This is a genomic window from Chryseobacterium vaccae (assembly GCF_009602705.1).
Classification (GTDB): domain Bacteria; phylum Bacteroidota; class Bacteroidia; order Flavobacteriales; family Weeksellaceae; genus Chryseobacterium; species Chryseobacterium vaccae.
This window is the reverse complement of the sequence record NZ_VSWH01000001.1, coordinates 1,881,025-1,894,933: the sequence shown is the minus strand read 5'-3', so window position 1 is coordinate 1,894,933 and position 13,909 is coordinate 1,881,025. Positions and strand designations below refer to the sequence as shown.

The following is a 13,909-nucleotide window of genomic DNA, read 5'->3' as shown; positions in this document are numbered from 1 at the left end:
AAAGAGATGACACAAAAAGAACAACAAGAACTGGGTAAAACCCTTTGGAATATAGCAGACGACTTACGCGGTGCGATGAATGCAGATGACTTTAGAGATTACATGCTTTCGTTTTTATTTTTGCGCTATTTATCGGCTAATTACGAGCAAGCTGCTGCTAAGGAATTACGTGGGGATTATCCACAATTAGCAAAAGGCGATAATCGTACCCCTTTAGCCGTGTGGTACGATGAAAATGCAGAAGATGTCGCTTTCTTTGAGAAAACGATGCGTAAAAAAATGCATTATGTGATTCAGCCTAATTACTTATGGAATAGTATTTATGAGTTGGCACGTACACAAAGCAATGATTTACTAAATGAACTTGAAGACGGTTTTAAACATATCGAGAACGAAAGTTTTAGCGGTGAATTTCAAGGTTTATTCTCAGAAATTAATCTTAATTCAGATAAATTAGGCAAAACTTACGAAGCTCGTAACGAACAACTATGTAAAATCATTACTAAAATTGCCGAAGGTATTGCCGGCTTTAGCACTGATAGTGACGCTTTAGGCGATGCCTATGAGTATTTGATTGGGCAGTTTGCCGCAGGCTCTGGCAAAAAAGCGGGAGAATTCTATACGCCACAACGTTTGTCAGATATCTTATCAGAGATTGTTACTTTAGACAGCCAAGAGCCAAGTCTAGGACGTAAAAAGAATTTGGATCGAGTGATTGATTTTGCATGTGGCTCTGGTTCTTTGTTGTTGAACGTGCGTAAAAATATTGTAAACGAAGGCGGTACGATTGGACAAATTTACGGACAAGAGAAAAATATCACTACCTATAACTTAGCTCGCATGAATATGCTTCTGCATGGCGTTAAGACAAATGAGTTTGAGATTTTTCATGGTGATACGTTAAAGAATGATTGGAATATTTTAAGCGAACCCAATCCAGCAAAAAAAATAGAGTTTGATGCCGTTGTTGCTAACCCTCCTTTTAGTCTAAAATGGGATGCTTCAGAAGCTATGGCTGAAGATTTTCGCTTTAAAGGTTATGGTTTAGCTCCAAAATCAGCCGCAGATTTTGCTTTCTTGTTACATGGTTTTCATTATTTAAACAGACAAGGCACAATGGCTATCATCTTGCCTCATGGTGTTTTATTCCGTGGTGGTGCTGAGGAACGCATCCGTAAGAAGCTTGTGAAAGATAATAACATTGATGCGATTATTGGTTTGCCAAGTAATCTGTTTTATTCTACAGGAATACCAGTTTGTATTATTGTGTTGAAGAAATGTAAAAAGCAAGATGATGTCTTAATAATAAATGCTAGTGAACATTACGGAAAAGGTAAACGTCAAAATTTCTTAAGAGATATAAAGAATCATGGTGTCGATGATGTTCAAAAAATTGTTGATACTTTTAGAGATCGATTGGAAGAAGATCGCTATTCAAGACGAGTATCTTTGGAAGAAATCGCTAAAAATGATTACAATCTAAATATTACACGATATGTGAGTACATCGGAAGCAGAAAAGCAAATTGATTTGAAAGAGGTTAATAAAAAACTAAACGGACCAAATGGAATCAATTCAAAAATTAAAAAAGCTACCGACTTGCATAATTCTTTTCTCAGAGAATTAGGCCTAGATGAAATATGATGAAATAATTCCTACTATTTTGTCTTTCGTTAGTTTGTAGTATTGAGGCACAGATAATTAGTTCTTTCAGCCTCTTCTATTATATACAATAAATTTTTGCTCTGATTTTATTTTGAATGTAATACGATAATAGTAAAGAAAAATAGAAAAATCCTGACAATGTCAGGATTTTTCTATTTTTCTTTAAAGTCCAACCATTTCAAAGAATTTGGATATCTTAATATTTTTGGCTTCGCATATTCTCATTATAGTAACTAAACTAATTTGATAATTTTCATCTTCTCTGATTCTTCTAACAGTTTTCTCGTCAATATTATTTTCAGTAGCAAATTGACTATTATTGTTCATAGGAATAACCCATTTATCCCTTATAAACTCAACAATCTTTCTATTTGCAATTTTCATAATAACAAATAAAAACGATATTATTTGAAATAATTCGGACTTAAATCCGAATTGTAGGTATTTTTTATTATATTTGTAAAATAGGTTACAGAAAATGTAACTTTGCGATACTTCAAAGAATATAGAAGCTATTGCTTAGAATCTCGATTCGAAAACTGGTAATTTTTAACATGCGAGATGATAAGTACTAAGCTCACGACCTAGGCGTGGGCTCTCTTATCTGCATGTAAGGTATACCAGTACCCCGGATCGGATAATGTAGAGTACCCACGCCGTCTTTTTTCAATGCAGTTCGCCCATCTCTACATAAAAATCTAAGCCCGCTTTCAAAAATAGTATCAGACTACACGATACAATAGGAGTGTACAACCTATTGCGGCTTTAAAAAGCTTACACGGGAACACAGATTCATTTATATTAAATTCTTTCCGGTGCCCTAAGGTCACTGCTATAGAACCTCACCAGTCCTTTTTCATACCAAAGGGCATCAGGAAAGTCTTTATCTACAAAATGAATCAAAAAAACTACTCAACTTAAAATCAGAAGAAAGGAAAAAGCCCCTTCCCATACAGTTTGGAGACCAACGGGAAAGAGCGTAGTTCAGTAATTAATCTTTTAAAAAATTAAAAACCTTTACAAATCTATGAAAAATTCCTATTACCATATAGGAGGTATTTTCTTTGGGCTCATGTTTACCGCTGTAAACATCACCACAAAAGCCCAAACACGCACCATTTCCGGTACCGTTACATCATTAGGTAAACCACTCTCAGGAGTCGTAATTTCCCAAGAGGGTAGTGACCAGGTAACCATGACCGGCAACAACGGGACCTATACAGTACAGGTTTCAGCAGAAAATACCATCCTATTGTTCAGACATCCTGATTATGCAGAAGAGAAATTTACACTCACTAATCAGACCGTCGTCAATATCAGTCTAGAACACAAAGTAAAGGGAATCGAAGAAGTTATTCTCAACGCTGGCTACTACAAGGTTAAAGACAAAGAAAGAACCGGTAGTATCGTCAAAGTTTCAGCAAAAGATATAGAAAATCAGCCTGTGACCAATGTATTGTCAGCAGCACAGGGAAGAATGGCAGGAGTCAGTATCACCCAAAATTCAGGAACTCCCGGGGGTGGATTTGATATTCAGATCAGAGGCAGAAATAGCCTTCGAACTCGAAGCAATTCTGTAATCGATGGCAATCAGCCACTTTATATTATTGATGGTGTTCCCGTGGGTACGGGAATCAGTTCCTCCTATGCTGGAAGTATCCTTCCCAATGCAGACATCAATCCGCTGAATAGTATCAATCCTAACGATATTGAAAGTTTCGAGATCCTGAAAGATGCGGACGCTACTGCTATCTATGGCTCACGGGGTGCTAACGGAGTGGTACTGGTGACCACCAAAAAAGGGAAAAGGGGAAAGGTAAAACTGACCCTGAACTCTTCATATGGCCTGAGCCATGCCATTTCAAACCTTAAAATGATGAATACTGCTCAGTATCTTGATATGAGAAAGCAGGCATTCGCCAACAGCAATATCTCTGTCTACCCCGCTAATGCCTATGACATCAATGGAACCTGGGATTCCAACCGTTATACGGATTGGAGAAAAGAACTGATTGGTCATTATGCCGCCCTGTCTAATACCCAGTTGTCACTCAGTGGGGGAGGCGAAAATACCAATTTCCTGCTCAGTCTTGGTCATAACGAACAAACCACGGTGTTCGGCAGGGATTTCAGGTACAGAACCAATACCATTTCAGGAAATATCAGCCATAGGTCTGCTGACAGGAAGTTCAGTTTCAACTCATCGAATATTTTTACAGCAACAGACAATAACCTGATTACTTCTGATGCAACAAGACAGTCGTATATTCTGGCTCCCAATGCTCCTGCTCTCTATGATTCAGAAGGTAACCTTAACTGGGAGAACAATACGTTTACGAATCCCGCAGCTGCCTTTGAGAACTCTTATTCCAATAACAATCTGCAATTCCTTAACAACATCAGCATGGAATATGAAGCTTTTAAAAACTTTAAGCTTAAGCTCAACGGTGGCTTGACTTATCAGACTTTTGAAGAATGGTCACTTCGTCCGAGTACGGCGTATAGTCCTTCTGCAGGAGCAACATCCCTCAATTCGATGTCTTCAAAATCCAATCAGAACAGACTGTCTATGGTGATAGAGCCACAGATAAGCTGGATGTACAAAACAGGTAACCATAAATTTGATGTACTGGTGGGAGGGACCTATCAGAGAGATGTTTCAGACCGGGGTGAAATTCAGGGATCAGGTTTTGAAAGTAATGCATTAATCTATAATATAGGGGCTGCAATCAATAAAGTCGTCCTTGACCAGATCAGTACTGAATACCGATACGGTGCTTTTTTCGGCAGAATCAACTATCAGTACGATAAAAAATATATCCTTAATCTTACAGGAAGAAGAGACGGCAGCAGCAGATTCGGTCCGAATAATAAATATGCAATATTCGGTGCCATTGGGACAGCATGGCTGTTTTCGGAAGAAGACTTTATGAAGAACATCTCATGGCTCAGTTTTGGAAAGCTGAGAGCAAGTTATGGTTCATCGGGAAGTGATAATATCGGGGATTACCAATACCTGGATACGTTTGCCACCGCCAACCTCATCTATAATGGCAGCACCGGATTGGCTCCAACAAAACTTTACAATCCTGATTTCAGCTGGGAAAGAACCGTTAAAACAGAAGTCGCTCTTGAATTGGGGCTATTTAACAACAGGCTTAATCTAAGCGCTGCGTATTACCGAAACCGTTCCGGAAATCAACTGGTAGGCTACCAGCTTTCCTCGGTAACGGGATTCAGCAGTGTACTGGCTAATCTGGATGCAGTCATTCAGAATACAGGACTTGAATTTGAGGCCAGTGGCAAAATTATCAGTAAAGGAAATTTTTCATGGAGTAGCTCATTCAATATCACTATTCCACGAAACAAGCTGATTTCCTTTCCGGGACTTGAAGGTTCATCCTATGCCAATACCTATGTTATCGGACAGCCTGTGAACATTGTTAAACTCTACCAGCTTCAGGGGGTAAACCCCAATACCTTGGTCTATGATTTTACCGATTTCAATGGCGATGGAAAGATCGCATCACCGGATGACAGGCAGGTAATCAGAAACCTTGGACAGCAGTTTTACGGAGGACTAAGCAATGAATTACGTTACCGAAACTGGAACTTGTCTTTTTTGCTGCAGTTTGTAAAGCAACAGAGCCGAAACTATAATTCAGCAATGTCTTCTCCGGGCATCATGGCGAATCTCCCAGTAGAGGCATTGAATGTATGGTCGCCTACGAATCCCAACGGACTTTATATGCCGTACCGCTCCACGTCTAATTCTTCGCACAGCCTGTTTCAAAATAGTGATGCCAGTGTTTCTGACGCTTCATTTATAAGACTTAAAAATGTGCAGCTTATCTATAATCTTTCTTTGGATTCAGGTGTTTTCAGGGAAGTCAAGCTTTATTTTCAGGGGCAGAACCTTTTGACGTGGACGAAGTTCTTTGGAATTGATCCCGAGATGACCACATTTGGATTCCTGCCTCCCTTGAAAACGTACTCATTTGGTATTCAGCTTACGCTGTGATGAATACTTAACGGAAACCGAAGACCGTCACATTATTTAATCCAATATAAAAGCAATGAAATCAATATTCAATATTATAATAATGGCAGCGCTCATTTATCTGATGAGCATCGCCGTATCGTGTGAAAAAATTCTTGAAGTGGAATTACCTGACAACCAAATACTGTCAGAAACCGTCTTCAGTGATACCCAGACTGCCAACGCAGTATTATCAGGATTGTATGCCGGATTGTGGGAATCATCGCCTGTTACGGGTGATCAAAGCGGAAGGCTTTTGGGTCTCTACACTGATGACCTGACCTACTATGCAGTCAGTGCCACCAATGGATTGCCTGAACTGTCCAATAATACACAGATTGATTCCAATCAGTTTGTAAGTTCGTTCTGGAATAATGCGTATCAGAAAATATATGTCAGCAATTCCATACTCGAAGGGCTGGAAGGGGCGCATCATATTCCGGAAGCTGATAAAGCAAGGATAAAAGGGGAGACCCTGGTCATCCGTTCTTTACTCTTTTTCTACGTTCAGCAGGTTTACGGGGATATTCCGTATCCTGTGACAACCAATTACATGATCAATCAGAGCATTTCAAAAACATCTTCTGCAGAAGTGTTGATGAGAATTGAATCTGATATAAAAGAAGCTATTGAACTGCTTTCCGATACCTACCGTCATAATGAACGCATCTATATCAATAAAAAAGCAGCGCAGCTTCTTCTCGGCAAGGTTCAGATGCAGCAGCTGAAATGGATGGAGGCAGAAGCCACCTTGAAAACAGTTGTTCAGAGTCCGCTCTATCAGTTTCAAAATGATATTACTAAGGTCTTTCTTAAAAATGGCAGCCATATTATCTGGCAGCTCAGACCTAAAAACAATGGGGATGCGGTAAGGGAAGCAACGATTTACTATTTTGCTAATGTTGCTCCGACCTCTATGGCGCTTTCCGCATCTTTGGTCAGCTCATTTCAGAATGGAGACCTTCGCAAGCAATATTGGATGGGAGTGGTTACTGTAGGGGGTAACACCTGGTACAGAGCAGAAAAATACAAAGCAAGATCTGCCAACTCCACAGAAAATTCCATTGTCTTCAGACTTGAAGAAGCTTATTTGCTTTTGGCAGAGGCTCTGACACAGCAAAATAAAACGACGGAGGCTTTACCGTTTATTAATCCGATCAAACAAAGAGCGGGACAGCCATTGCTTGGCAGTGCTGTTACACAACAGCAGCTTCTTGAAGAAATCCTTAATGAAAACAGAAAAGAGTTTTTTACAGAAATGGGACATCGCTTTCTTGATTTGAAAAGAGCAGAAAAGCTTAATGAACTACAGCAGACTAAGCCCAACTGGAAAGATAAGCATAAAGTATGGCCTCTTCCACAACAGGAACTGCTGCTCAATACCCATCTGAATCCTCAAAATTTAGGTTATTAATGAGAGTGTATTGTTTTATTATTCTGCTGTGTTCTCTGCATTGCTATAAAGCGCAGAGAACGATTAAGGAATTGGACCAGTGGATGTCACGGTTCTCAACAATGATTGGTCAGATGAAAGTATCCGATGATCAGCGATTCGTTTTGCTGACCAAAATGTACGCGAATAATTCTGATTCAGTTTTTGTGTTTGACCGTCAATCAGCAGTAAGCCCATCCGATACCATTTTAAAAAAGAGCAACATCAGTTTTCTGAATAATCATGCTGTTTTTGCTTCAGGACCGGGCAGGGCTGAATTCATTGATCTGAAGTCAAAAAAAAGAGAAATTTATGGTAGTGTACAGCGCTGCAACGCCAATGAACCCCTGAAGCAATATGTAATATTGGGTACTGATAAAAACCTGAAAATTTATAATTCCCAAGGAAAAGTGCGTCACGATGAGGCAGGAACATTGAACTATACTATTTCGGAGCAAGGACAGGTTTATATTCTTGCTAAAAGTGGAGGATTTCATAAAATATTGAAATGGAATGGCAGCGCTATGAAACTGCTTTATTCTACTGCAGCTAACATTGTTGCGATGGATCTTTTAGAATCAGAGAGATTTATTGTCCTAAAGGAAAAAGAAAAAACAGATTCCAATGGAAAGATCAGGGCAAGATTGTTAAGAATATCAGACGGACAACTGTTTTATAACGACCAGATCAGCCTAGGAGAAGCCCAAAGCATTAAAGTAACTGAAGCAGGTCATTCCGAAACTTTTTTGATTGATATTTCCGTCAAGAAAACTCCTGAGAAAATAGAAAAACTAGAAATATGGTATGGGGGAGACAAGTATCTGCGTAATAAGGACCAAGAATGGACCGATCATCAGTATAGCCTATGGAATGTTAAAAACAATCAAATTCATTCAATCTCTCCCAAATCAATGCAGGTCTATATAGCGACAGACAATCCACGCTATTTTTGGACGTATAATGCCAAAGAGGATAATGATTACCGGGGATTCCGAAGCCTGAATATATACCGATATGACCTTTTCGAAAATAAATTTGAACTTGTTTTTGAGAATGCTTCAGAAATGGTAATAGGAAAGGGTGGTCGTTACACCATTGGATTTCTGATGTATAAGAATCAATGGATGGTATACGATCATCAATTAGAGCAGAAAAAAATTATTGATTATAATACAACACTGAGCTATCCGATCTTTCTGCCCGATGGCAGCTTACTCTTTACAGGAGGAGGCCGACTGATCAGCTATCATCTGGAAACAGGTGTGGTAAAAACAGTTTTCAAGCAAGAGAACAGCAAAATCAGCTTTCATGAATACACTGGAAAAATGATTCATCAGATGGAATCTTTTAAGATAACACAACGAACTATTGAAATGTCTCAACCGTTGATGCTTCATATCAGGAGAGAAGACCATAATGATTCCGGATATTATTCTTATGATAAAGGTAAACTCAAAGAAATGCTGCCGTACAGCAGCAACAGGATCAAAATGTTCTCGTATAAGGATAGGCATGATTTAATGTATTCGATCGAAGAAAACTACAACCTTTCTCCAAAGCTGTACAGCAAAAGCAAGTCATCAGGTCAAAAGAAGATACTTTATGCAACCAACCTTCATGATAAAGAAGCTATAGACCTACAGCAGGATGTTATTTCATATACCAATAGTGAAGGTAAGTATCTGAAAGGGGTTCTATATTATCCCATTAAATTCGACAAGACAAAAAAATATCCTTTGGTGGTACAGGTATACAGTATTCAGCATGATGAGTTCAACAAATACCTGTATCCCGCCTGGGGACCCAGTGGATTCAATATCCGCCTATTGCTTGAGAACGATTACATGGTTTTTCGGCCAGATATTGTTTCAGATGACAGGGGTCCGGGAATTTCGGCGCTTGATTGTGTTCATTCCGGACTGGATGCGATTCAGGGAAATGTCAATATTGATTTCAGGCGTATTGGTTTAACAGGACACTCATTCGGTGGTTATGAGACCAACTTTATCGCTACCCATTCAGAAAGGTTTGCAACCTATATCTCGGGGGCAGGTCTAAGTGACATTATGAATACTTACTTTTCATTTAATGAACTGTTTAAAATAGCAGACTATTCAAGATTTGAAACCGGGCAGTTTTCAATGGGAATTCCTTTTTCAGAAGATAAGGATCTGTATTACAGAAATAATCCTATCAATTTTATTGAGAAAGTGAATGCACCGGTATTGCTATGGGCGGGGAAGAAGGATACGAATATTCCGCCAACGCAAACCATGGGCTTTTATATGGGACTATTAAGAAACAGAAAAAAGGTGGTGGTGCTGATGTATGAAAAGCAGGAACACACGATCAGGAAAAATTCCGATGACATCAAGGATCTTAATACTAAAATCATAGAGTGGTGGGACTATCACCTGAAAAGCCGGAAAGATATAGGATGGATTGATAAAGAAATGAAAAGGGACACTGAATAGCGTCCCTGATCTAATACTTAATACAATAAAGCACTAAGGAATTTTATAAAGCGGTGTTCCGCACATCGTGCCTGAACCGATTCTATGCAGTTCAACACTGTCGTCCAATGCCCATTCACAGACATCACCGGAAACGATATTGCTGCATTCCTGATCAGCATCCTCACATTGGAACTGACCACCGCCCAAGCTAACAATTCTGTAAGCCGGCTCTAAAGCTCGTGTACTCTTCTTTGCCAACATGGTGGCAAAAGCTGACCCTGTTCCCAGTGCTACCAGGATAACAGGAAAAAGAATTTTTTTCATAATAAAAAAATATTTGATTTGCTGCCTACTCTGAAACACGGTTTTCGGCTTCCCCGTTTTTGAAATGTTTTTTCAGCGGCTGGGTAAGTTTATATTGTACCAGCTGATTTCCAACAATTGCGTATAAATGCTCGTCGGTAACTCTAAAATCTGACATGCTGTTATTTTTAATATTGTCGATGTACATACTGCCAATATATTCCTGAGATGCAGTATTATAGATGTCGATGACTTTGCTTTCCTGCCATCTGTTTAAAGATTCATGCCTTCCTCTTAATTGAGCAGGGTTAAATAGGAGTCCTCTGTATACGATTGCATGTCCATTGACTTTTAATGCAGGTTTAGACATTTTAGATTTTCCATTGGAGAGCGGAGTTACTTTAATCTGTGCGATTTTAGTCGTATCAACAGTTCTCCATCTGTGAATAAGCTGCATGGAATGGTTCATTACAAGAAACTGGTTTCTATAACTGTAAATATAGCTGACAGTCGGTTTTATAGGATCGGCTGAAAGATAACCGTCAGAATCAAAAACACCGTCTATTTGCTTTTCAAGCAGATTAGGATACAGTTTCACAAAATTTTTACCATTGTTATTGATTAAAATGGTTCCCAGCATTAAACTTTTGGTTTGAGATGAAAGAGTACGTATGACAATTTTATTACTATCAATAATTTCAAGCTGGCTAAAGAATGCATCATTCAAACTGATGACTTTATTTTGTGTATCACCTAATTTGCCTTTTAATATGATGGGAACATTTCCATCATAGATATAATAATTATGATCTTTAACTTTAATCTCTATTTTTTTAAATGGATATTTGCTGAGCTCCAGATCAATCTTAGTATTTACAGCTTTCTTTAAAAGTGAATCAACTGCTAATATATTTTGAGGTAAGCTTCGGTTAGCTAAGTAAAGCTCCTCATTTTTAGCACCGGCAAAATAAAATGAATGGTTCTCCAGATCCATACTTTTTATTTTTAAAATAGGATGCATCAGAAACCTTCTGGTAAAATTGTTTTCCTGTTTTATGATGTGTTCTGACTTGAAAAACAAGACAATGACGAGGATACAACTCAACATATTGGAAATTCCTAAGATTAATGCTGTTTTACGGGTAGTCTTGTGATTTGCTCTTTCGGTGGTGAGAACTGATAAACCTCCCATAATTACACAAAGAATATTAAAAATCAGATGTTCAGTCCATCCCATTTTTTCTAAGATTCCTCCACATGAGCACGGAACAAATTCACTGTAATTTAAAATGAGAAATATATAGATCGTAAATGCTGACATTAAAGCAGTTGATAAGTATAATCCAATCAATCTACTGCTTGGAAAAATTAATAACAGTACAATAATTAATTCTACAATAATAACAGCATAAGAAATAACACCTGCATAAGCACTAAGTAATGGTGACTGAGCAATTTGAACTTGGAAGTTTTCAAAATCTAACAATTTGCTCACACTTGCATAAACAAACAATAGAATAAAAAAGCAGGAAACAGTTTTGATAAAGATAGTTTGGAAGTTTTTCATGGCTTGTTATTATTGGGTTTAACAGACCTGAACCAGTCTCCATCTGATTTTCCATCCGCAATATTCAGGCATCGGTTCACCCTTAAATAGGGCTACGGTTGTTTTGAAATTCCCCACACTTTCCCAGATGCCACTCTTTGGACATGGTACGCCAGTAGTAACTGATATGGAAGTATGGGAAATCATAGTTTTTTGCTTTTTAATCCTGAGTAAGCCGCCAATTATCACCGTCCCTGACAGGAGGGTCTTTTGTTCCAGGATCTTCAATTACTTCTATAGATTTAGCAGAATCCTGTTTCATTACTAAGCCATTTATTGTGGACTCTGATTTTTCAATATATTCACTATTTGAGATCATATCTTCATCTCGATGGGTACAGTTTTGTAGACAAACTGTTGCGATCATTATGCTAAAAAATGGGATAAACTTTTTCATTTTGATAATTTTAATTTGGTTATCCCGGCCGGATTATATTAGAATTCTGTTGTCAAAATTATCCGGCTTTTAAGCTAAAAAAAACTGTTATATGGCTCTATTTTAAAATTGTTACGTCTCAATTTTAAAATTAATACATTAGAATATCTGAGTTTAAGTGGTTGTATTTGCATGTTTTACAGGATTTTTGTCTTTCTGTTATTTAATTCATTGAATTTTGATTTATTTAAAACATAAATGTTTATTTTTGAGATAGTGAGGTTCTAAATATCAGGCTATGAAAAAGTTTTATTACTTTCTCATCATATTTCCTACTTTTTCACAATTTTTATTTTCACAAAACAAAGAGGAAAAAACTTTCAGTGAAATTAGAAAGCATTATGAAAAAATGGAAATAGATGACGTTCATGCAATGCCCTATGTAAAACTGTACATTGAGAAAGCAAAAAACGAAAATAATTTTTCAAAGCTGATTCAAGGGTATAGAGATGCGAGACAATTTGACTTTAAAAACAAAATGAAGTATGCTGATAGTGCGCTTACTGCCAGCTTAAAGCATGGAACCCAAGATGATATCAGTAAAGAGTATCTAAGTAAGGGAATCATCTATTATTTTTATCAAAAAAAATTTAAGCTAGCTTTAAATGAGTATATTAAAGCCTATACCCACTCAAAAGGTTCAAAAGATGAGTACCATCGGTATAAAGTTCTCTATCATTTAGGAATTGTAAAAAGTCATTTGGGCTATTATGATGACGCAATGAAACATTTTCTTGAATGTATTTCATTTTACAGGCCAAAGTTGAATGAAAACCATCATGAAAATGAAAAGTTTAATTATGGGAAGGCGTATCTCAACTGCTTACATCAACTGACCGTACTTAACAGATATCTGAATAACTTTAACAAGAGCGACAGTTTAAGTATGTTGGGTTATCGGTTAACCGCCAATAATAGCGATTTTGCATTGGAAAAAAGCTATTTTCTCAAATGCATCGGAATTTCCAGATTTCATAATAAAGATTATGTTGGTGCTCGGGATTACTTGCAAAAATCTTTACCCACTATTCTTAACAGAAACGATTTCGCCTGGGCTTCTGTAGTATATTATTACCTGGGTAAAACTTATGAAGCGCAGGATAATATAAATAGGGCTACAGGATGTTATAACAAAATAGACTCTATTTTCAACAAACATGATTTTATACTTCCTGAGGTGTATAAGAGTTATCACTATCTTATTGATCATTATAAAGATAAGAATGTCGAAAAGCAGCTGTACTATACCAATCAGCTTTTAAAAGCAGATAGTTTAATCAGTAAAGATTTTCCATATTTATCTTTGAAACTTCATAAAGATTTTGACCGACGTACATTGATGGATGCAAAAGAAGAAATCGAGAGATCCAGTACCAAAAAAATAGTATTTGCTCAGATGCTGATTGCTTCAGGAAGTGTAATTCTTGGCTTTTTTGTTGTCCGGCATCGAAGAGATCAAAAGATTAAAAAGCAATATCAGCTTCTCCAAAAGAGAATTACTGAAGGAAAATATAATATCAATGATGTTTTAAGAGAAGAAATGATAGAGCTCCCTGTAAGAAAGACTTCTCTTACCCCGGAAATGGCCTTAGAAATAAAAGAAAAGCTTCAGAAGTTTGAGCAGGAACAGTATTTCAGAAAGAAAGGGATTACGCAGAAAAGTATTGCTTTAAAGCTGGGAACCAATTCCCAATATCTTTCGGTTTATATCAATGAACAAAAAGGGATGAATTTTAATAAATACATGGCCGAACTGAGAATCAATTATATCACTAACTTACTTAATACCAACAGTAAATATTTAAACTATACTATCGAAGCATTGGCCGAAGAATGCGGTATAGCTGCACGTCAGAACTTTTCAAATCTGTTCTTTGATATCAATGGGATAAGACCTACTGATTATATAAAGAATCGGAAAAAGGAGCTGGGTATTAGTTGATTATGTAATGCTTTAGGTAATTTTTGTAAA

10 protein-coding genes are annotated in these 13,909 nt (G+C 37.4%); 5 read left to right on the top strand and 5 right to left on the bottom strand.

The features are described 5' to 3' along the window. Window positions 1-6: 6 nt before the first annotated feature. Window positions 7-1,644 carry a type I restriction-modification system subunit M gene (locus tag FW768_RS08515; protein WP_153394545.1) on the top strand — a complete coding sequence of 546 codons (1,638 nt, stop codon included), beginning with the start codon at window positions 7-9 and terminating at the stop codon, window positions 1,642-1,644. 183 nt (window positions 1,645-1,827) lie between these two features. Here the strand turns inward: FW768_RS08515 and FW768_RS08510 are convergent, their stop codons facing one another. Then, complete coding sequence (locus tag FW768_RS08510) at window positions 1,828-2,049, bottom strand: helix-turn-helix domain-containing protein (RefSeq protein WP_153394543.1); 222 nt, start codon at window positions 2,047-2,049, stop codon at window positions 1,828-1,830. Between the two features lie 643 nt (window positions 2,050-2,692). On the opposite strand from FW768_RS08510, the gene FW768_RS08505 reads away from it, so the two are divergent. The 3 genes from FW768_RS08505 to FW768_RS08495 all read left to right on the top strand — a co-directional run bounded on the left by FW768_RS08505 (window position 2,693) and on the right by FW768_RS08495 (window position 9,610). After that, window positions 2,693-5,686 carry a SusC/RagA family TonB-linked outer membrane protein gene (locus tag FW768_RS08505; RefSeq protein WP_153394541.1) on the top strand — a complete coding sequence of 998 codons (2,994 nt, stop codon included), beginning with the start codon at window positions 2,693-2,695 and terminating at the stop codon, window positions 5,684-5,686. 82 nt (window positions 5,687-5,768) lie between these two features. Continuing rightward, window positions 5,769-7,118 (top strand): RagB/SusD family nutrient uptake outer membrane protein, encoded by a 1,350-nt coding sequence (locus FW768_RS08500; protein WP_231128658.1) that lies wholly within the window; start codon window positions 5,769-5,771, stop codon window positions 7,116-7,118. Then, complete coding sequence (locus FW768_RS08495) at window positions 7,118-9,610, top strand: alpha/beta hydrolase family protein (protein ID WP_153394537.1); 2,493 nt, start codon at window positions 7,118-7,120, stop codon at window positions 9,608-9,610. The genes FW768_RS08500 and FW768_RS08495 overlap by 1 nt, the downstream gene beginning before the upstream one ends. A gap of 33 nt (window positions 9,611-9,643) precedes the next feature. Here FW768_RS08495 and FW768_RS08490 read toward each other — a convergent pair whose 3' ends face one another. From FW768_RS08490 to FW768_RS08480, 4 genes are read right to left on the bottom strand one after another with little or no spacing between them, the layout of a single operon-like run. Beyond that, a complete protein-coding gene (locus FW768_RS08490) occupies window positions 9,644-9,916 on the bottom strand; it encodes a hypothetical protein (protein ID WP_153394535.1) in 273 nt (90 codons plus the stop codon). 25 nt (window positions 9,917-9,941) lie between these two features. Further along, complete coding sequence (locus FW768_RS08485) at window positions 9,942-11,462, bottom strand: DoxX family protein (RefSeq protein ID WP_153394533.1); 1,521 nt, start codon at window positions 11,460-11,462, stop codon at window positions 9,942-9,944. Window positions 11,463-11,480: 18 nt separating this feature from the next. Next, on the bottom strand, window positions 11,481-11,648 hold the full coding sequence (locus FW768_RS23500) for a hypothetical protein (protein WP_185151954.1): 168 nt from the start codon (window positions 11,646-11,648) through the stop codon (window positions 11,481-11,483). Window positions 11,649-11,661: 13 nt separating this feature from the next. Next, on the bottom strand, window positions 11,662-11,898 hold the full coding sequence (locus tag FW768_RS08480; protein WP_042720013.1) for a hypothetical protein: 237 nt from the start codon (window positions 11,896-11,898) through the stop codon (window positions 11,662-11,664). Between the two features lie 277 nt (window positions 11,899-12,175). Between FW768_RS08480 and FW768_RS08475 the strand changes: the two genes are divergently transcribed. Beyond that, entirely contained in the window at window positions 12,176-13,879 is a 1,704-nt protein-coding gene (locus tag FW768_RS08475; protein WP_153394531.1) for a helix-turn-helix domain-containing protein, read from the top strand. Window positions 13,880-13,909: the final 30 nt, after the last annotated feature.

Coding starts and splice junctions, on each gene's coding strand:
- FW768_RS08515 (WP_153394545.1), top strand. CDS start 7: ATGACACAAAAAGAACAACAAGAACTGGGTAAAACCCTTTGGAATATA.
- FW768_RS08510 (WP_153394543.1), bottom strand. CDS start 2,049: ATGAAAATTGCAAATAGAAAGATTGTTGAGTTTATAAGGGATAAATGG.
- FW768_RS08505 (WP_153394541.1), top strand. CDS start 2,693: ATGAAAAATTCCTATTACCATATAGGAGGTATTTTCTTTGGGCTCATG.
- FW768_RS08500 (WP_231128658.1), top strand. CDS start 5,769: ATGGCAGCGCTCATTTATCTGATGAGCATCGCCGTATCGTGTGAAAAA.
- FW768_RS08495 (WP_153394537.1), top strand. CDS start 7,118: ATGAGAGTGTATTGTTTTATTATTCTGCTGTGTTCTCTGCATTGCTAT.
- FW768_RS08490 (WP_153394535.1), bottom strand. CDS start 9,916: ATGAAAAAAATTCTTTTTCCTGTTATCCTGGTAGCACTGGGAACAGGG.
- FW768_RS08485 (WP_153394533.1), bottom strand. CDS start 11,462: ATGAAAAACTTCCAAACTATCTTTATCAAAACTGTTTCCTGCTTTTTT.
- FW768_RS23500 (WP_185151954.1), bottom strand. CDS start 11,648: ATGATTTCCCATACTTCCATATCAGTTACTACTGGCGTACCATGTCCA.
- FW768_RS08480 (WP_042720013.1), bottom strand. CDS start 11,898: ATGAAAAAGTTTATCCCATTTTTTAGCATAATGATCGCAACAGTTTGT.
- FW768_RS08475 (WP_153394531.1), top strand. CDS start 12,176: ATGAAAAAGTTTTATTACTTTCTCATCATATTTCCTACTTTTTCACAA.